Source organism: Methylobacterium sp. 285MFTsu5.1 (assembly GCF_000383455.1).
In the GTDB taxonomy this organism is placed as follows: domain Bacteria; phylum Pseudomonadota; class Alphaproteobacteria; order Rhizobiales; family Beijerinckiaceae; genus Methylobacterium.
In genome coordinates this window covers 25901-50893 of sequence record NZ_KB911274.1, presented here as the reverse complement: position 1 = coordinate 50893, position 24993 = coordinate 25901, and the positions used below count along the sequence as shown (strand labels likewise).

24 protein-coding genes and 1 pseudogene are annotated in these 24993 nt (G+C 72.0%); 7 read left to right on the top strand and 18 right to left on the bottom strand.

From position 1 onward, the window contains the following. Window positions 1–175 precede the first annotated feature (175 nt). Both H288_RS0110435 and H288_RS0110430 read left to right on the top strand, forming a co-directional pair. Window positions 176–2263: a PAS domain-containing sensor histidine kinase gene (locus H288_RS0110435; RefSeq protein ID WP_020092529.1), complete on the top strand. Its 2088-nt coding sequence runs from the start codon at window positions 176–178 to the stop codon at window positions 2261–2263. Between the two features lie 55 nt (window positions 2264–2318). Next, window positions 2319–3290, top strand: coding sequence for an NADPH:quinone oxidoreductase family protein (locus tag H288_RS0110430; protein WP_020092528.1), 972 nt, complete (start codon window positions 2319–2321; stop codon window positions 3288–3290). 71 nt (window positions 3291–3361) lie between these two features. On the opposite strand, the gene H288_RS35915 is transcribed toward H288_RS0110430, so the two are convergent. Next, window positions 3362–3628 (bottom strand): hypothetical protein, encoded by a 267-nt coding sequence (locus tag H288_RS35915; protein ID WP_244435138.1) that lies wholly within the window; start codon window positions 3626–3628, stop codon window positions 3362–3364. Between H288_RS35915 and H288_RS0110425 the strand changes: the two genes are divergently transcribed. Continuing rightward, window positions 3510–5162, top strand: coding sequence for a methyl-accepting chemotaxis protein (locus H288_RS0110425; RefSeq protein ID WP_245274491.1), 1653 nt, complete (start codon window positions 3510–3512; stop codon window positions 5160–5162). The two genes, H288_RS35915 and H288_RS0110425, sit on opposite strands and share 119 nt — an antisense overlap. 54 nt (window positions 5163–5216) lie before the next feature. Here the strand turns inward: H288_RS0110425 and H288_RS0110420 are convergent, their stop codons facing one another. From H288_RS0110420 to H288_RS0110390, 7 genes are all read right to left on the bottom strand, one after another. Continuing rightward, window positions 5217–6230: an adenosine kinase gene (locus H288_RS0110420; protein ID WP_020092526.1), complete on the bottom strand. Its 1014-nt coding sequence runs from the start codon at window positions 6228–6230 to the stop codon at window positions 5217–5219. Window positions 6231–6282: 52 nt separating this feature from the next. After that, window positions 6283–6858: a Uma2 family endonuclease gene (locus tag H288_RS0110415; RefSeq protein WP_026604825.1), complete on the bottom strand. Its 576-nt coding sequence runs from the start codon at window positions 6856–6858 to the stop codon at window positions 6283–6285. Between the two features lie 52 nt (window positions 6859–6910). Continuing rightward, window positions 6911–8320: an MFS transporter gene (locus H288_RS0110410; protein ID WP_020092524.1), complete on the bottom strand. Its 1410-nt coding sequence runs from the start codon at window positions 8318–8320 to the stop codon at window positions 6911–6913. A 101-nt stretch (window positions 8321–8421) separates the two neighbouring features. Then, on the bottom strand, window positions 8422–9351 hold the full coding sequence (locus H288_RS0110405) for a glutaminase (RefSeq protein ID WP_020092523.1): 930 nt from the start codon (window positions 9349–9351) through the stop codon (window positions 8422–8424). Window positions 9352–9659: 308 nt separating this feature from the next. After that, on the bottom strand, window positions 9660–11429 hold the full coding sequence (locus tag H288_RS0110400) for an ABC transporter ATP-binding protein (protein ID WP_026604824.1): 1770 nt from the start codon (window positions 11427–11429) through the stop codon (window positions 9660–9662). A 204-nt stretch (window positions 11430–11633) separates the two neighbouring features. Continuing rightward, window positions 11634–13010: an MFS transporter gene (locus H288_RS0110395; RefSeq protein ID WP_020092521.1), complete on the bottom strand. Its 1377-nt coding sequence runs from the start codon at window positions 13008–13010 to the stop codon at window positions 11634–11636. Then, the gene (locus H288_RS0110390; RefSeq protein ID WP_020092520.1) at window positions 13007–13828 is read right to left on the bottom strand and encodes a PRC-barrel domain-containing protein; all 822 of its coding nucleotides are present in this window, start codon (window positions 13826–13828) and stop codon (window positions 13007–13009) included. The genes H288_RS0110395 and H288_RS0110390 overlap by 4 nt, the downstream gene beginning before the upstream one ends. A 339-nt stretch (window positions 13829–14167) precedes the next feature. On the opposite strand from H288_RS0110390, the gene H288_RS0110385 reads away from it, so the two are divergent. Continuing rightward, on the top strand, window positions 14168–14575 hold the full coding sequence (locus H288_RS0110385) for a hypothetical protein (protein WP_026604823.1): 408 nt from the start codon (window positions 14168–14170) through the stop codon (window positions 14573–14575). Between the two features lie 106 nt (window positions 14576–14681). Here H288_RS0110385 and H288_RS32260 read toward each other — a convergent pair. From H288_RS32260 to H288_RS36250, 3 genes and pseudogenes are all read right to left on the bottom strand, one after another. Continuing rightward, a pseudogene (locus H288_RS32260) lies at window positions 14682–15035 on the bottom strand (PRC-barrel domain-containing protein); the annotation flags it as partial. Between the two features lie 118 nt (window positions 15036–15153). Then, window positions 15154–15639, bottom strand: a complete 486-nt coding sequence (locus H288_RS0110375) for a DUF2721 domain-containing protein (protein WP_042669689.1) — start codon at window positions 15637–15639, stop codon at window positions 15154–15156. Window positions 15640–15688: 49 nt separating this feature from the next. Continuing rightward, a complete protein-coding gene (locus H288_RS36250) occupies window positions 15689–15811 on the bottom strand; it encodes a hypothetical protein (protein ID WP_020092516.1) in 123 nt (40 codons plus the stop codon). A 243-nt stretch (window positions 15812–16054) separates the two neighbouring features. Between H288_RS36250 and H288_RS0110365 the strand changes: the two genes are divergently transcribed. Continuing rightward, window positions 16055–16414, top strand: a complete 360-nt coding sequence (locus H288_RS0110365) for an SWIB/MDM2 domain-containing protein (protein ID WP_012320460.1) — start codon at window positions 16055–16057, stop codon at window positions 16412–16414. A gap of 342 nt (window positions 16415–16756) precedes the next feature. Here H288_RS0110365 and H288_RS0110360 read toward each other — a convergent pair whose 3' ends face one another. The 5 genes from H288_RS0110360 to H288_RS0110340 form a co-directional block, all read right to left on the bottom strand. After that, window positions 16757–17554: an SDR family NAD(P)-dependent oxidoreductase gene (locus H288_RS0110360; protein ID WP_020092515.1), complete on the bottom strand. Its 798-nt coding sequence runs from the start codon at window positions 17552–17554 to the stop codon at window positions 16757–16759. A gap of 68 nt (window positions 17555–17622) precedes the next feature. Further along, on the bottom strand, window positions 17623–19050 hold the full coding sequence (locus H288_RS0110355) for an MFS transporter (RefSeq protein ID WP_020092514.1): 1428 nt from the start codon (window positions 19048–19050) through the stop codon (window positions 17623–17625). Between the two features lie 221 nt (window positions 19051–19271). Next, a complete protein-coding gene (locus H288_RS0110350; protein WP_020092513.1) occupies window positions 19272–20618 on the bottom strand; it encodes a hybrid sensor histidine kinase/response regulator in 1347 nt (448 codons plus the stop codon). After that, window positions 20615–21835 (bottom strand): FIST N-terminal domain-containing protein, encoded by a 1221-nt coding sequence (locus H288_RS0110345; protein ID WP_026604820.1) that lies wholly within the window; start codon window positions 21833–21835, stop codon window positions 20615–20617. Before H288_RS0110345 ends, H288_RS0110350 begins: the two co-directional genes overlap by 4 nt. Window positions 21836–21975: 140 nt before the next feature. After that, window positions 21976–22545, bottom strand: coding sequence for a c-type cytochrome, methanol metabolism-related (locus H288_RS0110340; protein WP_026604819.1), 570 nt, complete (start codon window positions 22543–22545; stop codon window positions 21976–21978). 250 nt (window positions 22546–22795) lie between these two features. Here H288_RS0110340 and H288_RS0110335 point away from each other — a divergent pair, with 250 nt between their 5' ends. Together H288_RS0110335 and H288_RS0110330 are read left to right on the top strand one after the other, a co-directional pair. Further along, a complete protein-coding gene (locus H288_RS0110335) occupies window positions 22796–23470 on the top strand; it encodes a transglutaminase-like cysteine peptidase (protein WP_020092510.1) in 675 nt (224 codons plus the stop codon). Between the two features lie 103 nt (window positions 23471–23573). Next, a complete protein-coding gene (locus H288_RS0110330; RefSeq protein WP_020092509.1) occupies window positions 23574–23900 on the top strand; it encodes a hypothetical protein in 327 nt (108 codons plus the stop codon). A gap of 93 nt (window positions 23901–23993) precedes the next feature. On the opposite strand, the gene H288_RS0110325 is transcribed toward H288_RS0110330, so the two are convergent. Continuing rightward, window positions 23994–24404 (bottom strand): low molecular weight phosphatase family protein, encoded by a 411-nt coding sequence (locus H288_RS0110325; protein ID WP_234083060.1) that lies wholly within the window; start codon window positions 24402–24404, stop codon window positions 23994–23996. A gap of 106 nt (window positions 24405–24510) precedes the next feature. Next, window positions 24511–24993, bottom strand: a complete 483-nt coding sequence (locus H288_RS0110320; protein WP_020092507.1) for a UPF0262 family protein — start codon at window positions 24991–24993, stop codon at window positions 24511–24513.

Genomic DNA, 24993 nt, shown 5'->3' with positions numbered 1-24993 from the left:
GGCGATCCCGTCGGCGCCGCGCTTGCCGACGTCCCGTAGCCCTGGGTCGCTTCGCTCCGCTCGCGAGGACGGCGGCGCGCTGAGACGACGTCGTCGAACCGCGACCGGGCAGCTTGGAGATGCCGCCGAAGACGGTCATACGCCGTACGCCCATGACCTGCATTGCTCAGAGCCCGTGACCGACCCCTTCCCCTTCCTCTCCGGCGGCGGCGAGGCCGCGCGGATGATCCGCGCGCGCGACTGGTCGGGTCATCCCCTGGGGCTTCCGGAGACGTGGCCGGCGGAGTTCCGTGCGGCCCTGTCGCTCGTCCTCAACTCGCCGGAATCGATGATCCTGGCCTGGGGGCCCGACCTCCACTTCTTCTTCAACGACACCTACTTCCCGCTGCTCGGTCCGCGGCTGCCCTGGGCGATGGGCGAGCGGTTCGACGTGGTCTGGGCCGATGCCTGGGATCAGGCCAAACCGATCATCGACGCCGCCATGGCGGGCCGTCCGGAGCGCTTCGTCGATCTGCCGTGGCAGCTCGACACCGACCGCGGCGCCCGGGAGACGTGGTGGACCTTCTCGTACTCGCGGGTTCTCGACGCCGAGGGCCGGGTCGCCGGCCTGTTCATCCTCACCAACGAGACCACCGGCCGGGTCCTGGCGGACGCCGCCCTCAAGGAGAGCCAGGGCCGGCTGGAGGCCGCCCTGGCCGAGTTGCGCCAACTCAACGCCACGCTGGCGCAGCAGGTCGAGGAGCGCACGGCCGACCGCAACGCCCTGTGGACGCTCTCGTCCGACATGATGCTGCGCTGCCTGTTCGACGGGACGATCACCGCGGTGAACCCAGCGTGGACCGAGGTGCTGGGCTGGCGCCCGGACGAGCTGATCGGAACGAAGCTCATCGCCTTCGTCCACCCGGACGATCTCGACCGCACCGTCGAGGGCGCGCGCCAGCTCTCCGCGGGGTCGAGCCTCGCGCGCTTCGACAACCGCTACCGCCACCGGGACGGCGGCTATCGCTGGATCAGCTGGGCGGCCCGGCCCGGGGAGGGCGTCATCAACGCCGTCGGCCGCGACTTCACCGCGGAGCGCGAGCGCGCCGACGCCCTGGCCGCCGCCGAGGAGGCCCTGCGCCAGTCGCAGAAGATGGAGGCGGTCGGCCAGCTGACCGGCGGCATCGCCCACGACTTCAACAACCTGCTCGCCGGCATCTCCGGCTCGCTGGAGCTGATCCAGACCCGGCTCGGCCAGGGCCGCGTCATGGACGTCGACCGCTACATCAACGCCGCGCAGGGGGCCTCGAAACGGGCCGCGGCGCTGACCCACCGGCTGCTCGCCTTCTCGCGTCGCCAGACCCTCGACCCGAAGCCCACCGACGTGAACCGGCTGGTGGCCGGCATGGAGGAGCTGATCCGCCGCACCGTGGGCCCCGCCGTGGTGGTCGAGGTCGTGGCGCCGCCCGGCCTCTGGCCGGCCCTGGTCGACCCGCCGCAGCTCGAGAACGCGCTCCTCAACCTGTGCATCAACGCCCGGGACGCGATGCCGGAGGGCGGGCGCATCACGATCGAGACCGCCAATGCGTGGCTCGACGAGCGCGCCGCCCGGCGCCACGACATGCCGCCGGGCCAGTACCTGTCGCTGTGCGTCACCGACACCGGCAGCGGTATGGCGCCGGAGATCGTCGGCAAGGTGTTCGAGCCGTTCTTCACCACGAAGCCCCTGGGGCAGGGCACCGGCCTCGGCCTGTCGATGATCTACGGCTTCGCGCAGCAATCCGGCGGCCAGGTGCGGATCCACTCGGAGGTCGGCAGGGGCACGACGGTCTGCCTGTACCTGCCCCGCCACCGCGGCGCGGTCGCCGAGGAGGACGCGCACGCCGCCGTCGGCGCGCCGCCGCGGGCCGCGCCGGGCGAGACCGTGCTGGTGGTCGACGACGAGCCGACCGTCCGCATGCTGGTCACCGAGGTGCTGGAGGATCTCGGCTACACGGCGATCGAGGCCGCCGACAGCGCGGCCGGCCTCAAAGTGCTGCAATCCGACGTGCGCATCGACCTGCTGGTGTCCGACATCGGATTGCCGGGGGGCATGAACGGGCGCCAGATGGCCGAGGCCGGGCGGCTCACGCGGCCGGGCCTCAAGGTCCTGTTCGTCACCGGCTACGCCGAGAGCGCGGTCTTCGGCAACGGGCCCCTCGAGGCCGGGATGCAGGTCATCACCAAGCCGTTCGTGGTGGAGGTGCTGGGCGCCCGCATCCGCGAGATGATCGGAACGGCTTGACCGCACCGTCGGTTCGGGCCTGATCGGCCGGGAAACGCCGGGGAGGAGGGACGCCATGCGGGCGCTGCTGTGCACGAGGCTCGACGGGCCGGAGCATCTGGAGATCGTCGAGCGGCCCGACCCGGTGCCGGGCCCCGGGCAGGCGCTGGTGCGGATGCGGCTGGCGGCCCTGAACTTCTTCGACACGCTGATCACCGCCGGGCGCTACCAGGTGAAGCCGACCCTGCCGTTCTCGCCGGGCGGCGAGGGGGTCGGCGTGGTCGAGGCGCTGGGCGAGGGCGCCGCGGGCGTGTCCGTGGGCGAGCGGGTGATCGTCCATGCCGGGCACGGCTGCTGCGCGGAGCTGATCGCCCTCGACGCCGCCCGGCTCACGCCGGTGCCGGACGCCGTGCCGGACGAGCAGGCGGCCGGGCTGACCATCACCTACGGCACCTCGCTGCACGCCCTGGCGAACCGCGCGCGCCTGCGGCCCGGCGAGTGGCTGGCGGTCCTCGGCGCCTCCGGGGGCGTCGGCCTCGCCGCCGTCGAGCTCGGCCGGCTGATGGGCGCCCGGGTGATCGCCTGCGCCTCCTCGGAGGAGAAGCTATCGGTCGCCCGCGCCCACGGCGCCGAGGCGGGCGTGGTCTACGACCCGGCGACGCTCAAGGACGAGCTGCGCCGGATCTCGGGCGGCGGGATCGACGTGGTCTACGACGCGGTCGGCGACGCCTACGCGGAGCCGGCCCTGCGGGCGCTCGGCTGGCGCGGGCGCTTCCTCGTGATCGGCTTCGCCGCCGGCGCCATCCCGCGGCTGCCGCTGAACCTGATGCTCCTCAAGGAACTCGACGTGCAGGGCGTCCACTGGGGCGCCTTCCTGGACCGAGAGCCGGAGGCGCACCGGGCCGATCAGCGCCGGCTCCTCGACTGGGTCGCCGCGGGCAGGCTCACCGCGCAGGTCCACGGCGTCTACCCGCTGGCGGAGTACCCGGAGGCCTTCGGCCTCCTGACCCGCCGCGCGGCGGTGGGCAAGGTGCTGCTGCGGCCCTGACCCGGGGCGCGGCCGCCCGCCTCAGCCCGGATCGGCGCGCGACCCGCAGCGCGGCGTCGGCGGGCGACGCGCTATGCGTTCCGCGCCGATCTGCGGCGCAGATCGCTGCCGCAGTAGAGGTTGCGGAAAAATCTGTCTTTCATCTTCATGCATCCCGACGCGACGTTGTCGTTCTCTGTGGTGCCCGAGATGAGACTGCGAAGAAGTATCGTATCGAAGCTGATACTGCCCTCGATCGTCGGATTTCTGCTTTTCCTGGCAAGCTCGGCCGTCGGCTTGATGCAGATACAGGCCATCAACGCCGCCGCCGTGGAGACCCGCGACGTCTGGGTGCGCAAGGACAACGATCTCCATACGATTCGATTCCTGATGCTGCGGTACCACACGACGACGATCCGCAAGGTGGTCGCCGTCGACGACGGTGAGAACCGGGGCCTCGATGCCGAGTTCGTCGAGATGGATCGGTCCATCCCCGAGGCCTTCCAGAGCTACCGCGCGCGCGCGACGACGCCCCGGGAGCGCGCGCTCTGGGACGCGTTCGAGGGGCGGTGGAAGGTCTATCGCGTCGCCCAGGAGGCGATCCTCGCGCCGCTCAGGCGCGGCGACCGGAACGCGGCCCGCGACGCCATCGCGCCCGCCCGCCCGCCGCTCGTGGCCGCCTTCGATGCCCTGGCGGATCTCGCCCAGGTCACCGCCGAGGGCACGAACGTCTCGGTCCAGCGCTCCGAGGACGCGTTCCGGACGGCGTGGTCCGTCACCGTCGCGCTCGCGGTCATCGGGTTGCTCCTGACCGGCGCGGCGGTCTGGTGGGTCTGGCACCGGGTCGCCCGCCCGATCCGGTCCCTGGCCGGAACCATGGGCCGGCTCGCGGCCGACGACCTCGACGCGGCCGTCGGCGGTTCCGAGCGCGGGGACGAGATCGGCGTCATGGCGGCGTCCGTCCAGGTCTTCAAGGACGGCCTGATCCGGGCGCGCACGCTCGAACACGACGCCGCACAGGCCCGCGCCACGGCCGAGGCGGAGCGGCGGAGCGGCATGCACCGGATCGCCGACGCCTTCGAGGGCACGGTCGGCGGCATCATCGGCACGGTCTCGACCGCCGTCGCCGCGCTGCAGGACACGGCCTCGGCCATGAACGAGGCGGCCGCCGACACCGCCGATCGCTCCATCCGGGTGGCGAGCGCGGCCGAACGCGCCGCCAGCACCGTCAGCGTCGCGGCGGCGGCGGCCGAGGAACTCGGCGCCTCCGTCCAGGAGATCGGCCGCCAGGTCGCGGGTTCGACGGAACTGACACAGTCGGCGGTCGCGGACGCCGCAGCGACCGCTCACTTGGTTCAGGATCTGAACGGGGCGGCGATCCAGATCGGTCATGTCGTGACCCTGATCTCGACCATCGCCGAGCAGACGAATCTCCTCGCGCTGAACGCCACGATCGAGGCGGCGCGGGCCGGCGCGGCGGGCCGCGGCTTCGCCGTCGTGGCCGCGGAGGTCAAGGAACTGGCCGGTCAGACCGCGCGGGCAACCGACGAGATCGGCGGCCACGTCGCCCGGATCCAGTCTTCCACCGGCGACGCCGTCACGGCGATCGGACGCATCGGCGGTCGGGTTCAGGAACTCAGCGCGGTGGCGACGCGGATCGCCAGCGCCGTGGAGCAGCAGGGCGCCGCGACGCAGGAGATCGTCCGCAACGTCTCCCAGGCCGCCCAGGGGGCAGCGGACGTCACCAGCACCATCACGGGCGTCGCCGACGCGGCGAAGGGGACCGGAGCGGCGGCCGATCAGGTTCTCACGGCAGCCTCGGAGCTGTCGAACCGGTCCGGCCACCTCAGGGACGAGGTGACGCGCTTCCTCGCGACCGTCCGCGCGGCCTGAGCGCGCGGGATCGGCGCAAACGCGGACCTCCGGCCGCGCGCCCGGCGCGCCGGCTCAGAGGAGCCCGCGCGCCTTGGCCAGGCCGACCAGGTCCGCCTGCGGGCGGGCGCCGATATGCTGGATGACCTCGGCGGCCGCGAGCGTGCCCAGGCGGGCGCTGGCAACGTTGTCGAGCCCGCGGGCGTGCCCGGCCAGGAAGCCGGCCGCGAACAGGTCGCCCGCGCCGGTCGTGTCGACCACAGTCTGGACCGGGCTCGCCTCGACGGCCCGGACCTCGCCGCCCTGAACCACCAGGGCGCCGTCGGCCGAGCGCGTGACGAGGCCGAGCAGGTGCCGGCCGCGGGCGTTGCGCTCATCGCGCAGGGCCGCCACGGCGGCCTCGGGATCGTCGGTCTCGTAGAGGCTCTGCAGCTCGGCCATGTTGGCGAACAGGATGTCGATGCTGCCGTCCCGCACGAGGCCGAGGAACTCGTCGCGGTAGCGGCCCACGCAGAACGCGTCCGAGAGGGTCAGCGCGACGGCGTTGCCCGCCTGATGGGCGAGCTGAGCGGCCTTGCGGAACGCATCCTTGGCGGCCGGCGGATCCCACAGGTAGCCCTCGAGATAGACGACGCGGGCCGAGCTCACGAGCGCCTTGTCGACGTCGTCGGGCGACAGGCCCTGGCAGGCGCCGAGATACGTGTTCATCGTGCGCTCGCCGTCCGGCGTCACGAGCACGAAGCACCGGGCGGTGGCCGGCCCCTCGGCGGCGGCCGGGACGGCGAAGTCGACGCCGGTCGCCTTGAGGTCGTGGCTGAACAGGCCGCCGAGCTCGTCGTTCCGGACCTTGCCGACGAAGCCGGTCTTGGCCCCGAGGAGCGCCGCGCCGACCGCGGTGTTGGCGCCCGAGCCGCCCGACACGATCGTCGCCGGTCCCATCGCCTGGAACAGCGCCTCGGCCCGCGGCTCGTCGATGAGCTGCATCGCGCCCTTGGTGACGCCCTGCGCCGACAGGAAGGCGTCGTCCGTGCGGGCGATCACGTCGACGATCGCGTTGCCGAGCACGAGGAGATCGAGGGGTGCAGTCATCCGGGCGTCCTGATTCGCGTTCGCGCCGCTGTGGCATCCGCCTCGGATCGGATCAAGCGCCGTCGTCGGCGGGCGCGAGGTCGGCGAACAGCTCGGGCACGGGCAGGCGCAGGCCGGGGGGCGTCAAATCCAGCGTCTCCCGGGTCGCGATGCGGGTCTCGATCAGGCCGCCCTGCGCGCGGCGGTGATGGATGACGAGACGCTTCACCGGATCCACGATCAGATAGTGGATGACGCTCTCCAGACCGAAGTAGCGGGTCAATTTCAGGCCCGAGTCCACCGCGCGTGTGCCCGGCGACTGAACCTCGACGACGATGACGGGATCCGGCACTTCGATGGCATCGAGATCCATCCGGGGCCCACAATAGACCAATGCATCCGGTTCGAATGTCGTCGTGCTGTCGATGCGGACCGTCATGCCGTCGGGCATCATGTGGCAGACGACACCGGAGGCTCTGATCGCGCGATTCAGGGCTGTCTGTGCTGCGAACTTGACCAACGCATGTCCGGCCCGCTCCGGTGACATCGCGAACACCTCGCCATCGACCAGCTCGAATCGCCCCGGCTGCCCCTCGGCCCAGGCGAGAAACTCGTCGACCGTCATCCGGGATCTCGGCTGAGCGACCATGCCCGAGGTTAGCACGGATTCGGCTTGCCGGGAGCTGTGCTCCTCACGGGCCTCACCCCGCGATCTTCTCCAGCGCGACGTCCCGCGTCCGGGGACCCAGCAGCCCGACGAGCAGGCCCGCGGCCAGCATCGCCGCCGAGATGAACAGGAACACGCCCGGCGTCCCGGCCTCCCGCAGCACGAACGCGATGACGAAGCCGGTGAAGATCGCCGAGAAGCGGCTCCAGGAATAGACGAAGCCGACCGCCCGGGCCCGGATGCCCGTGGGGAACAGCTCGGCCTGATAGGCGTGGAAGCTGTACGACATCACGTTCGAGGCCAGCGTCAGGCCGATGCCGAGCGCCACGATGACGGTGACGTCCCGCGTCTGCGCGAAGGCCAGGCCGCAAGCGATGTAGAGGAGGGCGGCGGCCACGATGACGTGCTTGCGCTCGAACCGGTCGGCGATGGCGAGGCCGATCAGGGGCCCGACCGGGGCGGCCAGCGCGATCAGCGCCGTGTAGGCGAGGCTCGACGTCACCGTGATGCCCTGGGCCACCAGGAGGGTCGGCACCCAGTTGGCGAAGCCGTAGAAGCCGACCGTCTGGAAGACGTTGAACCCCGCCATCATCAGGGCGCGGCGCCGGTAGGGCTGGACCCACATGTCGCGGAACGCGCCGCGCGGCTGCACCGGCTCCGGCGCGGCCGGTGCGGGAAGCGCGCCGCCGTGCTCGGCCGCGATCCGCGCCTCCAGCCGCCGCAGGACCGCCTCGGCCTCCGCCAGACGGCCGTGCTCGACGAGCCAGCGCGGGCTCTCCGGCAGGCCCGCTCGCATCCACCAGACCACGATCGCCGCCGAGGCGCCGATCAGCACCACCCAGCGCCACCCGTCGATGCCGAGGGGCGCCGCCGGGATCAGCAGGTAGGACAGGAACGCCACGACCGGCACGGCGGTGAAGCCGATGCCCTGGCACAGGGCGAAGGCCCGGCCCCGGATCGCCTTCGGCACCAGCTCGGACAGGTAGCTGCCGATCGTCACCATCTCCAGGCCGAGGCCGATCCCGGCGATCAGGCGCCAGAGATTGAGGCCGAAGGCGTCGCTCTGGCAGGCCATCACCACGTTGGCGGCGGTGTAGGACAGCAGCGACCACGTGAAGATCGCCCGCCGGCCGAACCGGTCGGCGAGCCAGCCGCAGGCGATGGTGCCGATGAACAGGCCGGTGAAGAGGGCCGCGACGAAGCTCGCGACACCGCTGGCACCGAACAGGCCCGGAGTCGTCGGCGTCAGGATCCCGGCCTTGACGAGGCCCGGCGCGACGTAGCCGGTGAACAGCAGGTCGTAGAGTTCGAAGAAGAAGCCGAGCCCGAGCAGCATCACGAGGCGCCAGACCGTCGGCGTCGCCGGGAGCCGGTCGAGACGGGCCAGGATGGCGCCGGGATCGAGACCCTCATCGGAAGCCTGGACTGCCGTACGCGTCGCCATGCAGGTGAGCCTCGTCTCGGCGCCGCGGCGCCCCGCCGGCGCAGTGCCGCGGAAGCGTGCAGCGCGCAAGGGGGCGCGACGCGGGCCGCGCGGCGGAGCCGTCAGGCGCCGAAGACGGACCAGCCCATGCGCTGCGTCAGCCGCTCCAGGGCGATGCGGCCGAGATGGGAATTGCCCGCCGCGTCGAGGCCGGGCGACCAGACGGCGATGGACGCCTTGCCGGGCGCGATCGCCAGGATGCTGCCGCCGACCCCGCTCTTGCCCGGCAGGCCCACGCGATAGGCGAACTCGCCCGACCCGTCGTAGTGGCCGCAGGTCAGCATGATCGCGTTGATGCGGCGCGCGCGCTCGGCCGAGACCACCGAGTGGCCGGTCGACGGGTTGACGCCGTTATGCGCTAGGAACCGTCCGGCCCGCGCGAGCTGGCGGCAGTTCATCGCGATGGCGCAGTGGTGGAAGTAGACGCCGAGCGTGTAGTCGACCGGATTGTCGAGGACGCCGAACGACTTCATGTAGTTGGCCAGCGCGGTGTTGCGGAAGCCCGTGCGCTTCTCCGAGGCCGCCACCGTCTCGTCGATGGTGATGCTGGAATCCTGGGCCAGGAACTGCATGAAGCGCAGGATCTCGCCCAGCGCCTCGCGGGGCTCGTGGCCCGAGAGGATCACGTCGGTGACCGCGATCGCGCCCGCGTTGATGAAGGGATTGCGCGGCACGCCGCGCTCCCGCTCCAGCTGCACGATGGAATTGAACGGGTTGCCCGAGGGCTCGCGGCCGACGCGCTTCCAGAGGCGGTCGCCGACCATGCCGAGGGCGAGGGTGAGCGTGAACACCTTCGACACGCTCTGGATCGAGAACGGCGTCTCGCTGTCGCCGCCGGTGAAGACCTGCCCCTCGGCGTCGATCACCGCCAGGCCGAACTGGCCGGGATCGACCCGGGCCAGCTCCGGGATGTAGTCCGCGACCGCGCCCCGGTCGGGGCGCTGGGCCATCTCCTCGGAGATCTCCCGGATGACGTGGGCAAGGTCGGGCACGGTCGGGCTCGGGCGTCGCGTTGCGTCGGAACCGGGCCGGTTCGCGACGTCTCAGGCGATGCAAGGTCCGGTCCGGCCGCGGGGTGATCTAGCAGTGCCGGGCGGGCGTGGGAACCGGAGCGGCCGTGCCCGCGCGATGATCAGCCGGCGAGCGCCGGCCGCCGGGCCGTCACTCGATCCGCACCGTCATCGCGAGCGCAGCGAAGCGACCCAGGGATGCGCCACGCTCGGGCATCGCGTGCCTCACTGGATTGCTTCGCTGCACTCGCAAAGACGGCTGCGGTGCGTCCGCTCGGCGAGAAGGATCATCACGCGGCGGCGAGCGCCATCGCCATCGATTCCTTCTTCATCAGCTCCCGGAAGAAGCCGTCGAGATGGGTCAGCTTGTCGGGCGAGCCGTCCTGCGCGATGCGGCCGCCGTCGAGCACGACAATCCGGTCGAAATCCTGCAGCGTCGAGAGACGGTGCGCGATCGCGATGACGGTCCGGCCCTTCATCAGGTTGGCGAGGGCGTGACGGATCGCCTGCTCGGATTCGGCGTCGAGCGCCGAGGTCGCCTCGTCGAGCAGCAGGATCGGCGAGTTCTTCAGGATCGCCCGGGCGATGGCGATGCGCTGGCGCTGGCCGCCCGAGAGCTTCACGCCGCGATCGCCCACGATCGTGTCGAAGCCTTCCGGCAGGGCCTTGATGAAGTCGGTGCAGTGCGCCGCCTCGGCCGCCTGCCAGACCTCCTCGTCGGTCGCCTCGGGCCGGCCGTAGCGGATGTTCTCACGCAGGGAGCGGTGGAACATCGAGACGTCCTGCGGCACGACCGTGATGGCCTCGCGCAGGGATTCCTGCGTGACGCGCTCGATGTTCTGCCCGTTGATGCGGATCGCGCCGCTCTGCACGTCGTAGAAGCGCTGGATCAGCGAGAACAGGGTCGACTTGCCGCCGCCCGACCTGCCCACGAGGCCGACGCGCTGGCCGGGCTCGATGACGAGGTCGAAGTCGGTGAAGACGGGGCGCCCGTCCGGATAGCTGAACGCGACGTGCTCGAACTCGATCTTGGCGCCCTGGCCGCTGAGCGGCTGCGCCTCCGGATGGTCCACGAGGTCGTGGGGCTGGAGCAGGGTGTGCAGCGCCTCGGAGAGGCGGGCGGTGTGCTGGGTCGCGTCGACCAGCGCCACCGCGAGGTCGCGAGTCGCGGCGAGGATGCGGATGCCGAGCGTGCAGACGAGGACCACCTGACCGTTCGTCGCCTGGCCGGCCTCCCACATCTGGATCGCCCAGTAGAGCAGGCCGAACACGGCGAGCACGGTGAGCACCGCGTGCACGATGCGCAGCTTCTCGAGGTAGAGCAGCGAGGAGCGGCGGGCGCGCATCTCGGTGGCGACGGTGCCCTCGAAGCGCTGGCCCTCGCGCTTGAACGCCGAGAAGGCGCGCACGAGCGACATGTTGCCGACGAGGTCGACCATCTCGCCGTCGACGGAGGCGGCCTTGGCGGCGAAGTCGTGGTGCAGCGGCTTGCCGGCCGCGGCCATCTTGAACATCAGCACGACGACGGCGGCGAACACGCCCGCCAGGATGCCCGCCATGGTGAGGTTGACGGTGGCGATGTAGGCGATCGACCCGAAGGCCGCGACCGTCGGCGGCATCACGTTGAACACGAACATGTTCTCGACCGTGAAGATCGCGTTCGAGGTCGCCGTGATCCGCGACGCCAGGGTGCCCGGCTGGCGGTCGGAGAAGAAGGTCGGGGAGTGGCCGGTCAGGTGCCGGAACAGGTCGCGCCGGATGTCGCCCGTGATGCCCACGAAGGTGAAGGCGCCGGTCAGCGCGGCCACGCGCCAGAGCATGTTGTCGGCGGCGATGAAGGCGATCAGGACCGCCAGGGCGCCCCAGATCACGGTGTTGTCGGGGCCGGGACCCTTCGTCAGCGCGTCGACCACGCCCTTCAGGGCGTAGTCGGTGGAGACCGAGAAGCCGACGGCGCCGAGCACCGAGATCAGGATGACCAGGTGCGGCAGCCAGCGGCGCCGGAGATACCGTCCGACGAAGGCGAAGGGCCTGTCGGCGTATCGGTGCAGCTCTTCCATCGCGGTGACCATTCCGTATTCGCGCGGCTTTGGCTTACGGGCTGAGGCGGAGTGCAGCGCGGGCGCAGTCTGACCCGCAGCGGCAACGCGAGAGCGTTGCCATATGTTTCACCGGCTCGCACCTTCGCCGCGCTTTTATCCGCAGAACCTGAACGCCGCTTGAGCGGCTTGGAAACACCCAAGCGAATCCGATGCCGCGCCGGGTCAGGCCGCGCGCTCCGGCTGGCGCGTCTCCGGCATGATCAGCGCCACCAGCATGAAGGCCGCGAAGCCGACGACCGCGAGCCCCAGGAAGGCGCTGTGGCTGCCGAGATGGTCGGCCATGATGCCGGCGAGCGAGGTCGAGAGGGCCGCGCCGATGCCCATGGCGGTCCCGACCGCACCGAGGGCGAGGTTGAAGCGGCCGGTGCCGCGGGTGAGGTCCGACACGATCAGCGGCACCATCACGCCCAGCACCGAGGCCGAGATCCCGTCGAGCACCTGGATGGCGACGAGGCCGTAGGGGTTGGTCGTGTAGGCGAGCAGCAGGCCGCGGACCGGGAGGGCGCCGAAGCCGAACAGCAGCACCGGGTAGCGGCCGAAACGCTCGGCGGCCCGGCCGACCGCCGGGGCGCTCACCGCGAGGACGGCCTGCGGGACCATGATGCAGGCCGCCACGAGCGCGGTCGCGGTCTCGCTCGCCCGCAGGGTCAGGACGCTGCCGACGAGGGGCAGCATCGCGGCGTTGGCGAGGAAGAACAGCACCATGCAGGCCGCGAAGCACAGGAGGCCGCGGTTGGTCAGGAGCGCGCGGATGCCGTCCTGGCCGGACGCGGGCGCCGTCGAGGCCGGCACCGCCTGGGCCGGGGCCGGCTCCTTGAACACGCCCGGATCGATGTCCTGGGCGCGGATGCGCGCCAGCGCGATCACCGTCGGGATCCCGAGGGCGGCGGTGAGGTAGAAGACGGCGCCGTTCGACAGGTAGTAGCCGATGGCGCCCATGCCGGCCGCGCCGAGGGCGTTGCCGAGGGCGGCGAAGCTCGCGTTCCGGCCGAGGCGCTCGCCGGCCCGGGCGCGCCCGACCAGACCGATGCTGATCGCCGCGATGGCCGGCGTCAGCACGCAGCTCGCGGCCGAGTGGAGCGCCATCGCCAGGAGCACGATCAGGAAGCTCGGCCAGACCGCCAGCGCGAAGGCGCTGCCGGCGATCCCGATGACCGCCACGGCGGCGGCGAAGCGCTTCGAGCGCACGACGTCGACGAAGGCGCCCCCCGGCACTTGGCCGAGGAGCGCCACGAGGCTGCCGACCGTGAGGGCGAAGCCGATGTCGGACTGGGTCCACTTGGCCTGCGAGAAGTAGACCGCCAGGAACGGGCCGAACCCGGTCTGCAGGTTCGCGACGAAGAACGCGAAGGCGTCGAGGCCGTAGCGGCTCGCCGACGAGATCGCGCGTTCGCCGTGGACCGCCGAGCCTGCCGGTGCGCGCGCGGCCTCGGCCGCCTGATCCTTCAGGCGGGTCGGACGGGAACGGATGTCCTGCCGGGGCACGTCGCGCTCGCGGGGGGCGGCGGCGGTTCTGACCTTCAACCGGGCCACCGTCACTTATCCGGTGCCTTCTCCGGGGGCGGGGCGGGCGCGGGCGCGGGCACAGGCGCGGCGGGGGTCGGCGGGGTCGCGGCGGCCGGCGCCGCAGCGCCCGAGGCCGCGTTGCCGGGCGCCGGCGCGGCTGGGACCGGGGCCGGGGCCGGGGCCGACTGCGGCGGCGTCGCGGAGCCCGCCGTCGGCGCGGCCGCCTGCTCGCCCTCGGCCGCGGGCGCGGCCGGGCTGGCGGGGCCCAGGACCACGATCGGCTCGCCGGCCTTGTATTCCGGGGAGACGCGGACCTGATTGCGGGTCAGCGCGACCGACAGCTTGCGCTCCTTCCCGCCGTCCGGCGTGAAGCGAAGGGCGCGCCAGTCCACGGCGATCTTGCGGGTTCCCACACCGAGGAAGCCGCCGAAATCGATGATGGCGGCGCGGGGATGGCCCTCCTTGTCGATGATGATGTCGATGACGCGCCCGAGTTCGTCGCCGCCGGCGCTGCGCACGCTGCGGCCGAGCAGGCTCTCGTAATCCTGCGTGTCGAGGACGGTGGCGGGTGTCCCCTGCTGCTGGGCCTGGGCCGCGGAGGGCGGCGCGCCCGCGGCAGCCGGCGGGCTGGCGGGCGGGGCGGCCGGGGTCGCCGCGGGCGGTGGCGTCGGGGTCGGTACCGGGGCCGGCGTCTGGCCCGGGGTCTGGGCCGGCGTCTGGGCCGGCGGTGCGGATGGCGGCGCGGCCGGACTCTGCGGCGCGGCCTGACCGGCAGGACCCTCGCTGCCGCTCACCTGGGCCTGCGCCGCGGCCCCCGACGCCCAGAGGGCGAGCGTCACGGCCGCGATCATCCGGTTGGTTCTGAACACGCTTCGTCCTCTGAGGAAAGGCCGGGCCGCGCCGGCGTGCCGGCGCGTCCACGACCGCATTCGGCCGGTTCCGGGTCCGCCGCCGGCAGGATCCCGCCCGCGGATGGCGTCGTGCCGCAGGACCTGGGCGAAGTTATGGACCGTGGCGGCCTCGCAGCAAGGCTCGGGCCGCGCGGGGCGCCCGCACGGTCCGAGGGGGCGGCGTCATCCCCCGGCGTCCCGCGGCGCTGTCTGGTTTTCGCCGCATCCCCAGCGTAGACAACCGCGCATAAACCCACGCGAGCCGCGGATGGCACCGTGGCCACTGTCGAGGACTACACGATGTCGACCCTCACCACGTCGCGATGCGCGGCAGCGCGCGGCCTCGCGCTCGGTGCCGCCCTGTCCGGTCTCGTGGCCGGCTGTCAGGCGCTCGGCGGAGGCGGAGGCGTGATGCCGGCGACGGAGGTCGGGCTGCCGCCGTCGCTGCGCGGTTCGCTGCCGAACCGCGAGCCGCGCAACGCCGCGGTCGATGCCGACGGTCAGCCTCTCCAGACGGCGCCGACGAGGCAGCTCGCGATTCCCAAGACCGCCGGCGGCGCCACGCGGACGGCCGACAGCGGCGAGCGCCGCATCCGGCGCGAGGATCTCGACGGCGGCAACGCGGCCGTCGGCGGCAGCGGCGGCAGCGGCTCGATGGGCCCGATGCTGTCGCCGGGCGGCAGCGTCGGCCTCGGCGGGAAGTTCTGAGCCGGCACGTCCCGGGGCTCCCTCCGCAGCGAAGCGTCCGCGCGCCGCGACGCGGGGTGATCCGCGCCCGACAGCGCGGGTCGACGAGCCGGGCCTAACCGGCCGCCTGGCTCGGCGCCTCCGCGAGCACGCCGGGCTCGAGATCGACCACGTAGCCGCCGAGTTCGGTGCTGTAGCTCAGCGCCTTCCAGGGCAGCGGGTGGTGGGTCTCGCCGAGCCCGAGGAAGCCCCCGAAGGCCAGAACCGCGTAGGCGACCTGTCCGGAGATCTTGTCCACCATGATATTGTGGATGACGCCGAGGTGGCGGCCGCTGCGGTCGTAGACGGCGGTGCCCTCGACCCTGTTGGACGCGATCAGCCGCGGCGTCTCGTCGATGGCAACGCCTTCGCCGGCGGCGGGGTCGAGCTCCAGCGTGCCGGGCTTTCTCAGGGTGCGCTCGTTGGGCAGGTCCGTCGGCATGATCTCTCCCGGTTCGCGCGCGGGGTCGTGCCCGCGCGGCGGTCCCTCGGCTCACTAAGCGCGCCGGTCGGGACCGGTTCCGCCGGCGGGGCGCGGGGTCCGGACCCGCACCGAGCGCTCAGCGGTCGGGCGGCATGCCGGCGCTCGCCCGCCGCTGGTTGATCCGGTCGCGGACCGAGCGGTTCGCCAGCAGCATCTCGAAGCCGAAGGCCACGAGGGCGCACAGCGTGCACAGGATCGCCGCGCCGAACAGGCCGAACAGCAGGGTCGCGACCGTGCTGTCGCGCAGCGCGCCCACGAACAGCGTCAGCACCGAGCCGCAGGTCGCCACGCCGCCGAGCGCGGCCAGGAACACCGCGGCGTCGAGCGCGAGGGAGCGCCGGTGAAGGCGGTCCAGGCGCTGACCGAGGCGGACGCGCTCGGCGTCGCCGGCCCCCGCCAGCAATCCGGAGACGTGGTCGGCCTGGTCCGCCACGCGCGCGAGGCGGGCCCCGAAGACGTTGAGGAGCGTCGCGATGCCCGACAGCAGGAAGACGGGGCTGAGCGCCACTTGGACGACGTGGGCAGTCCCTTCCAGGCTCGCGAGGGTGATCGGGTCGGTCATGCGGTCGGGCTGATGCACCCGGCGGACCGGCGCGGCAATCCCGGGTCGCTCAGATCAGTCCGCGCCCCGGCGCGGTGCCGGAGGCCGTCGTCTCCGCGCGGATCACCAACCCGAGACCGGTGACCAGTCCGGTGGCGAGCAGGAGCGCGAGCGTGAGGGCCGGGGCGAACATGTCTGTACTTCGCGCGCAGGATTGTTAAGAGCAGGTTTCGCGCCCGGCATCGGACCGAATAATCTTCACCACGGCGTCGATCGGGCGATCCCACAGGGGATTCTCGTGCGTGCCTTGTGGATGAGGGGGCTGCAAAGGCAATTTCCCCTTGGAACGGCGGCGGCACCGCTTAGTTGCTGCTATGCTGGCTCGGCCGTGGGGCGATCATGCCCCGGCCTGCGGCCCGAGAACCGGAGGAAGTTTATGGCCACAAAGACCGAGAAGGCTGCGCCGAAGGCGGCCAAGACCACCAAGACTGCGGAGAAGGCCGCCCCGGCGAAGGCTGCGAAGCCGGCTGCCGCCAAGTCGGCCGGCACCAAGCCCAACGCTCTGCAGCAGCCGCTGAAGCCGTCGGCCGAGCTCGGCGCCATCGTCGGTACCAGCCCGCTGCCCCGCGGCGAGGTGGTCAGCAAGGTTTGGGACTACATCAAGAAGAACAATCTTCAGAACCCGCAGAACAAGCGCGAGATCGTTGCCGACGACAAGCTCAAGAAGGTCTTCGGCAAGGACAAGTGCTCCATGTTCGAGATGAACAAGCATCTCGCCGCCCACCTGAAGGCCTGATCACGACCTAGAGCCAAGTCCGGCGTCTCGTCTGGGCCGACGGCTCTAGGTGCCTCCGCGACGCTCCAGTCGGGCCGGCCGACCGGCCGACATGGCGCGGCGCGCCGCGGGCGAAAGCCCGTTATCCAGAGCCGCCGGTCGCTCCGGCGGGCTCGGGCGATCCGCGGAGCGGGGCGCGTCCACAGGTCCGGATCCACGGGTCTGGATCGCGGGCTTCCTCGCGCGCTCTCGCCGGGCCATCGCGGTGCCGCGTCCGCGGGTTGGTCGACCGGGCCACCACTTCCGAGACCGGCGGGTGATGCCCGGACCGGTCCTGATCCCGGGGTCGGGCCCTGCCTGATCCTAGGCGACGCCCTGCAGGACACCGCCGTCGACCCGCAGAGCTGCGCCGGTGGTGGCGCTCGCGGCCGGGCTGCAGAGATAGGCGACGAGGTTCGCCACCTCCTCCACCCGCGCGAGGCGCCGGATCAGCGAGGAGGGCCGGTGCTCCGCGACGAACTGGCGGCCCATGGCCTCGAGGTCGGCGTCGGCCGCGCCGCCGGCCATCTGCGTCATGAACTCCGCGACGCCCTCCGACAGGGTCGGGCCGGGCAGGACGCTGTTGACCGTCACGCCGCTGCCGGCCACCGTCTGGGCGAGCCCGCGGGAAATCGCGAGCTGCGCGGTCTTGGTCATCCCGTAATGGACCATCTCGGTCGGCGTATTGATCCCGGACTCGCTGGAGATGAAGATCACCCGGCCCCAGCCGCGCTCCGCCATGCCGGGCGTGTAGGCCCGGGACAGGCGCACGCCGCTCATCACGTTGACGTCGAAGAAGCGCTGCCAGTCGGCATCCGGGATCTCGAAGAACGGCTTCGGCTCGAAGATCCCGGTGTTGTTGACCAGGATATCCACGACCGGCAGCCCCTGGACGAGCGCGGACACGCCGTCCGCGGTCGCGACATCCCCCGGTGCCGCGAAGGCGCGGCCGGCCCGCGCCTCGCCCCGCAGCCTCGCCAGCGCGGCCTCGACGCGCTCGGGCGTGCGGCCGTTGATGCCGACCTCGGCGCCGAGATCGAGGAGTTCCTTGGCGATGGCGTAGCCGATGCCGCCGGTCGAGCCGGTGACCAGGGCCTTCCGGCCGGAGAGATCGAGATCCATGGGACGCTCCTGCACGTGACTCGTCGCGTCAACGCGGTCCCGCGCCCGCGGTGGCATACGGGGTCGGTCTAGCCGCTCCGACTCCGCCGCAGGACGCTGGCGCAGCCGCCGATCACCGAGAGCGCCACCGCGCAGGAGAGCGAGATGGTGACGGCCCGCTCGGCCCCGAGCCCGTGCGTCAGGCCGAAGATCACCGCCACCAGGGCCGCGCCGAGCGACTGCCCGGTGAGCCGCGCCGTCGACTGCATCCCGCTCGCCCCGCCGGCCCGCTCGCGCGGCGCCGAGGTGACGATGACCTTGTTGTTGGGCGACTGGAACAGGCCGAAGCCGAGGCCGCACAGGGTGAGCCTCCAGACGATGTCGAGGGTGGCGGGGGCCGCGGGCAGGAGCGTCACGCTGACGAGCCCGGCGGCCATCATGGCCAGCCCGACGCCGCCGAGGATGCCGGGCGGGTAGCGGTCCGCGAGGCGGCCGGAGATCGGCGCCATCGCGGCGACCGCGATCGGCCAGGGGGTGAGCAGGAAGCCGGTCTGGGTGCTGGAGAGGTGCAGCACGTCCTGGAAGTAGAAGGGCAGCGCCACGTAGGAGACCATCTGGGCGCAGAACGAGGCGACGGACGTCGCCATCGACAGGGCGAAGGCGGGGATCCGCAGCAGGTCGACCGGCAGGAGCGGGGCGGGCAGCCGGATCTGGCGCCGGACGAACACCGCGCCGATGACCAGGGCGGCGGCGAGCTCGACGATCGCGACGCTGCGCGCCTCCGGATCGCCGAGACCGTCGATCCCGATGATCAGCAGGCCGAAGGTCAGCGCGTTGAGCACCGCGCTCGCGAGGTCGAAGGGGCGGCCGCTCGCCGGTGTGACCGGCAGGGTCCGGGACGCCACCGCCAGGGCCAGCAGGCCCACGGGGATGTTCACGAGGAACAGCCAGGGCCAGGTCGCCACCGACAGGATCGCCGCCGCCACGGTCGGGCCGGCGGCCGAGGCCACCGCCACCACCAGCGCGACGTTGGCGACCCCCTGGCCGATCATCCGGTGCGGGTAGATGAAGCGCACGAAGCCGATATTCACGCTCATGATCGCCGCGCCACCGAGGCCCTGGACGATGCGGGCCGCGATCAGCATCGGCAGGTTCGGCGCGACCGCGCAGGCGAGCGACGCGGCGACGAACAGCGCGAGCCCCGGCAGGTAGACTTTCCGGAAGCCGAAGATGTCGCCGAGGGCCGCGAACGGCAGGAGGCTCGCCGTGACGGCGACCTGGTAGGCGTTGACCACGAAGATCGCGTCGGCCGGCCGGACCGCGAGGTCCTTGGCCATGACGGGCAGCGCCACGTTGACGATGGCCCCGTCGAGGACCGCCATGGTCATGGCGAGCCCGATCGCCGCCATGGCGAGGACGCGCTCGCGCGGCGGCAGGCCGTCCTGGACGGGCCCCTGCGCGGTGCCCTGAGGATGACCCGGCGGGCTGCCTGTCGGACCGTGCGGGACCTGCGCCATGGGTGCGCGCTCCTGCGGCGTCCCGGCGGGTCCGTGACGTCGATGGCGGGGGGACATCCGGGCACGGGACGCGCCGCGGATGCTACTCCCTGTCGCGCAGGCGGGGAGGCCCGTCGAGGGGTGCCGTGTGTCCTATGTCACGGCGCGGACGGGAGTGTTCGCCGCGGACGCCCGCGGCTCGGATCCGGCGCGAGCCGGCGCGTCGCGGCGCCCGATCGGGCTCAGGCCAGCATGTAGGTCAGCAGGGAGCGGAGCTGGGCCGGCTTGATCGGCTTGTGCACGAGCTCCGCGCCGGCGGCGGTGACGCGCTCCTCGACCGCGCCGGTATGGTCGGCGGTGGTGACGATGACCGGGAGCGGCCCGGTATGCAGCGCCCGGAGATAGGCGGCCACGTCGAGGCCGCAGGCGCCGTCGTCGAGATGGTAGTCGAGCACCAGGATGTCCGGCGCCCCGGCGCCCGCCGCGACGGCGGCCTTCACCCCCGCGAGGTCGCGGAAGGTCGAGACCCTTGCATCCCAGTTCTGGAGCAGGCGCGCGAGGGCGTCGGCCGTGGAGGCGTCGTTCTCCACGACGAGGACGTGGGCTCCCGAGAGCCGGGTCGCCACCGGGGCGGGCGGCGCCGCGGCGGCCGGGACCGCGCTCAGGGGCAGCGTCAGCGACACCCGGGTGCCGTGGCCGACCCGGGAGCGCAGCCGCAGGGGATGATCGAGGGCGAGGGCCATGCGGCGGACAATCGACAGGCCGAGGCCGAGGCCCGGCTCCTCGCCGCTGCTCGGCCGGTCGCCGCCCCGGAAGAACTCGTCGAAGACGAGCTCGCATTCCTCGGCGGCGATGCCGCAGCCCGTGTCGGTCACTTCGATCCGGACGCCGCCGGACCGGCGCCGGGCCGCCAGGACGATCCCGCCGGTGCGGGTGTAGCGGACGGCGTTGGAGACGAGGTTCTGGAGGATCCGCTGCAGGAGCACCACGTCGCTGGTGATGGTCAGGTCCGGGCAGTGCACCGACAGGCGCAGGCCCTTGCGCTGCGCGAAGGGTTCGAAGCTCTCCGCGATCCCCGCCAGCAGGTCGGGCAGGAAGACGGGCTGGACCTGCGGCCGGACAATCCCGGCATCGAGCTTCGAGATGTCGAGCAGCGTCTTGATCAGGTCCTCGATGGTCTGCAGGCCCCGCTCCACCTGTCCGGCGATGGTGCGCGCCTCCGGCGGCACGTCGAGGTCGGCGAGCGCCGAGATCGAGAGGCGGGCGGCGTTGACCGGCTGCAGCAGGTCGTGGCTCGCCGCCGCCAGGAACCGCGTCTTCGAGCGGTTGGCGGTCTCGGCCTCCTCCTTGGCCGCGGCCAGCGCCTCGTTGGAGCGCTCCAGCCGGTGCATCAGCCCGGTCAGCTCCTCGGTGCGGGTGCGGACCCGGCCCTCGAGCATGATCGCCGTCTGGAACAGCGAGTAGGCGCTGCCCCGCTGGTCCATGGAGCGCTCCACATGGGACATCAGCGCGGCGTTGATCCGCTCGAGCTTCTCGATCCGCCGGTGCAGGGACGCGTCGGTCTCGAGGCCGTTCGGGTGCAGGGTCACGACGCGGCCGGGGCGGGGGCCGCGGCCGGCGCGCCCGCGGCGAGGGTCTTGCCGATGGCGATGCCCGTGAAGGTCTGGTTCAGGTGCATCGCCCGGTACTGCTCGCCGAAGGTCTCGAAGCCGACGACGTTGTAGCGGCGGTAGAGGTCGGCGATCCCGTGGCGGACCTGCCGGCTCTCGGCGTCGAGGCGGCGGAGCACGCACTCGAAGCCGATGATGAGGTCGACGCCGCCGAGCACGGCGTCGAGGCGCGCCAGCTCCGCCCGGGTCGAGGCGACGATGTCGCGCGGCTCGGCGAGGGTCAGCACCACGCCCTCATCCACCGCGCAGAAGAAGCTGAGCGAGCCGTCCTCGTTCATCCGCCGGATCGAGCGGCAGAAATACTCGCCGCCGACCTTCACGGCGAGCGGGTAGGCGGCGAAGCTCATCGGCGACAGGCCCTCGGGGTCGAGGCCGATCGCCATCGCGTATTCCCGGGCCGCCGGCTCGGCGTTGAGCTCGTGCACGGTGCGGCGCTCGCCGTCCGAGGCGGTGACCACGAACTTGGTCCGCGTCGGCTCGAAATTGTCGCTCTTGAAGATCTCCACCGAGAAGTCGGTCTCGACGAGCACCAGGACCGCCGCCTTGCGGTGGATCTTCCCGCCGTGGAGCATGACGGCGTCCCGGAAGCGCAGGTCGTCGCCGGCCGAGCCGCCGACGATCGGGATGCCGTCGAGCGCCCAGGCGATCGCCGAGACCACGGTCTCCTCGGCGTTGGCGAGCCCGTCGATCAGCGACAGGGCGAAGCGGTGGCCCGTGCCGGCCGCGTCGACATCGCGGCACCGGTCCAGCGGGTCCAGGGTCCGGCGCAGCGCCCGGACCGCCGAGGCGGTCCGCTCCACGTCGAGGTGGTCGATGGCGTCGAGGACGGTCGAGACGATCCGGAACCGCTCGGCCGGGAACGCGATGACGACGAGCCCGCGGTCGAGGCCGCCGGCCGGGGCGATGCCGCCCGACATCGAGCAGCCGGCCACCGGCACGCCGGGGAACCGGGTCTCCAGGGCACGGGCCAGGATCTCGGCATCGTAATCGGCGGAGAAGAACGCGACGACCTGCGACAGGGCGGTGTCACCGACCGCGAGCGCCACCTCCGCGGCCGCGTCGGCGGCCCCGGCCGCGTCCGTCCAGGCCGTCCAGATGCCGCACAGATGGCGGCGCACTCCCGATCCTTGAGCCACGTTCCACCCCCTGCGACTCCCTCGGCAGGCTTGGCGCCCGCTCTTCAGCGTCTTGGGCGGAGTATGTCGTGCGCAATCGAGCGGTGCAACGGGGCGTGTCGACCCGGTCCGGTTCGCGCGGGAAGCCGGACCGGGAGGGCTCACTTCATGCAGGCATCCTCGGCCTTCTCGAAGGCCGCGGGCTTGGGTTCGTGCTCGGACGGCCGGTTGCGGCCGAGCGCCCCGTCGGAGCGGGCGCGGAGATAGGTGTAAATGTCCGGCAGGTAGCAGGTGACGTTCTTGTTCTCGCCGAAGGCGGGCATCACCAACTCCTGCGAGGCGTTCACGTCTCTCTTGCCGCCCACGACGATGCCGGCGAACTGCGCGTAGTCCATGCCCTTGAGGGCGTCGACCAGCGACGGCGCGTAGGTCGATCCCAGCCCGTCGGGGCCGTGGCAGGCCATGCAGTTCGCGCTGTATCGGACGTAGCCGGACATGGTGTACCAGTCGACCATCTTGCCGCCGTCCGTGACGTGGTAGGTCGGGTTACCGTTCTTGTCGGTGTACTGACCGTCCTGGACCTTGGCCGGCTGCGTCGGCCCCTCGCTCTTCAGGTCGGTCGCGGGCGGGGCGGTGGTCGGAGCCGCGGCGGAGGCCGGCAGCATCCCCAGGGTTCCCGCTGCGAGCCCGGCCAGGACGAGGCCGGCCACTCTGTCTGCAACGCAACGCATACGTCTTCCTCCTGCCGCCCACAGGCTTCTTCTTGGTGGCGCGGTGCCGGGATAACGGCGGATCTCGTCGGAGAACACCTTGAGGCGCCTTCACGTTTTCGCGCACGGCCGGTGAGCGTCACGATGACCGGCCGAGAGTGCGCTTATCCGCGTTGCGCACAGCATTAACCTTTTGTTAATCGGCGGATTGCCGCCGGCCCGCCGGCGTGAGAGCTTTCGTTAACGAGAGCTTAACGGTTGGGTCCCGGCGATGCGGTTCGCGGTTTCCATGATGCAGGGCCTGGTCAAGGGACCCGCCTCGCGTCGGCTCTCCCGGAGCCGCCGGGCGGCCCTGGCTGTCCTCGCCGTCGCGGGGCTCGCCGCCCCGGCCCAGGCGCAGACGCTGGCGAGCCTGCCCACCGAGGCCGGCGCCCGGGTGCAGGGCGATGCCAAGCCGATCGCGGCGTGGGTGACGTTCTGCCAGACCTACGCGGCGGAGTGCGCGCTGGACCGGGGCGAGCCGGCCCGGATCAGCCTGACGCCGGCGACCTGGGCGACGATCGTGTCGGTGAACCGGCGGGTCAACAAGGCGATCGAGCCGATGACCGACCAGGACCACCTGCACGTGGCCGACCGCTGGGACCTGGCCGAGGACGGCATCGGCGACTGCGAGGACTTCCAGCTGCTCAAGCGCCACATGCTGGCCGAGGCCGGCCTGCCGCGGCGGGCGATGCGCATGACCGTGGTGATCGACGAGAAGGGCGAGGGCCACGCCGTGCTGACCCTGATCACCGACCGGGGCGACCTGGTGCTCGACAACAAGACCAGCGCGATCCTGCCTTGGCACAAGACCGGCTACGTGTTCATCAAGCGCGAGAGCCAGGACGCCGTCGCCTGGGTCTCCCTCGGCGGCGTCACCTCCCCGGTCACCACCGCAAACCGGTGAACAAGCCACGCGGCGAGCAGTGGAACCTCGGCCGCATGCGCCGTTCCTTAACGGATCGCTAACCCTGCGGCGCCACTCTGTCGGGTGACGGAGTGCCTTAACGATGCCGCGAGCCCGCCACGTGACGCCGGTCCCGCTTCTGGCGGTCGTCCTCGTCGCCGCCGCCTGCGGCACCGCCCGGGCCGCGAGCGAGACCGAAGCCCGCCACGCCGCGTGGCGCGACTGCGTCAGCCGCAACTTCCGGATCCAGGCCGCACTGACGGACCGGGATCTCGCCGCCGACGCCGCCTTCCGGGCCTGCCGGACCGCCGAGGACGCCTATCTCGCGACCCTCGCGGCCTCGCCGCTGCTCGACGACGAGGATGTCGGGCGCGCCCGGCCGCTCCTCGCCGGCCGGATGCGCGCTTGGCTGGTCGGCAACCGCGGCTGACGTCGGCGATTCCTGGCAGCGGCCATCGGGAAAGGACGTTTCCGCCAAGCGCGTGAGGTCGGCCAGCAAGGCAGCGTCGCGGGGGCCTGCCGCCTATGCCTTCAGGCGCGCCTTGATTCGCCGGGTCAGCCCGTCGCGGACGTCGCGGTAGGCGTCGAGGCGCTGCTCGCGCGAGGCGTCCTGCAGCAGCGTCGGGTCGGGAGTCGGCCAGTACTCGACATCGGCCGCGAGGGTGTGCGTCAGGTCCAGTGCCCGGTGGTGCGCCTCCGGCGCGAGGGTGATGATCAGGTCGAAGTTCAGGCCCTCCCAGTCCTCCAGCTCCTCCACGGTGCGCGGGCGGTGCCGGCTCGCGTCGATGCCGACCTCGTCGAGGGCGGCGACCATGAACGGGTCGGTGGGCTCGCCGGAGCGCACCCCGGCCGACTGCACGTAGGTGGACTTGCCGAAATAGGCGCGCGCGATCGCTTCCGCCGCCACGGAGCGCACGGCGTTGTAGTTGCACATGAACAGGACGGACTGCACCCGCCGCTTCTTCGGGGGCGCGTGGGGAAAAGGCTCGGGAGGAGGCTCGGGAGCGGGCTCAGCCATCGCCGGTCGGCGCGGAGGGCGCCTAACCCTTCCAGTGCAGCGCGAAGATCAGGGTGAACAGGCGGCGCGCCGTGTCGTGGTCGAGGTCGACCTTCCCCTCGAGCCGCTGCTTGAGCGTCTCGGACGCCTCGTTGTGCAGGCCCCGCCGACCCATGTCGATCGCCTCAATCTGCGACGGTGAGGCGGTGCGGATCGCGTTGTAGTAGCTCTCGCAGATCATCTCGTAGTCGCGGATCACCCGCCGGAACGGCGTGAGCGACAGGAGGTGCGTCATCACCGGCTCACCGTCCACCGTGGTGATGGCGAAGGACAGCTTGTTCTCGACGAGTCCGAGCGTGAGCGCGTAGGGGCCCTCCCGCCCGGGGATGGTGAAGGAATTGTCCTCCAGGATGTCGAACAGGGCGATCGCCCGTTCGTGCTCCTGATCCGGATTGCCGCGGGCGATGGACCCCTCGTCCAGGCTCACCTTCGCGAGGCGGTTCGGCCCGCGCTGCTTCTCCGCCAT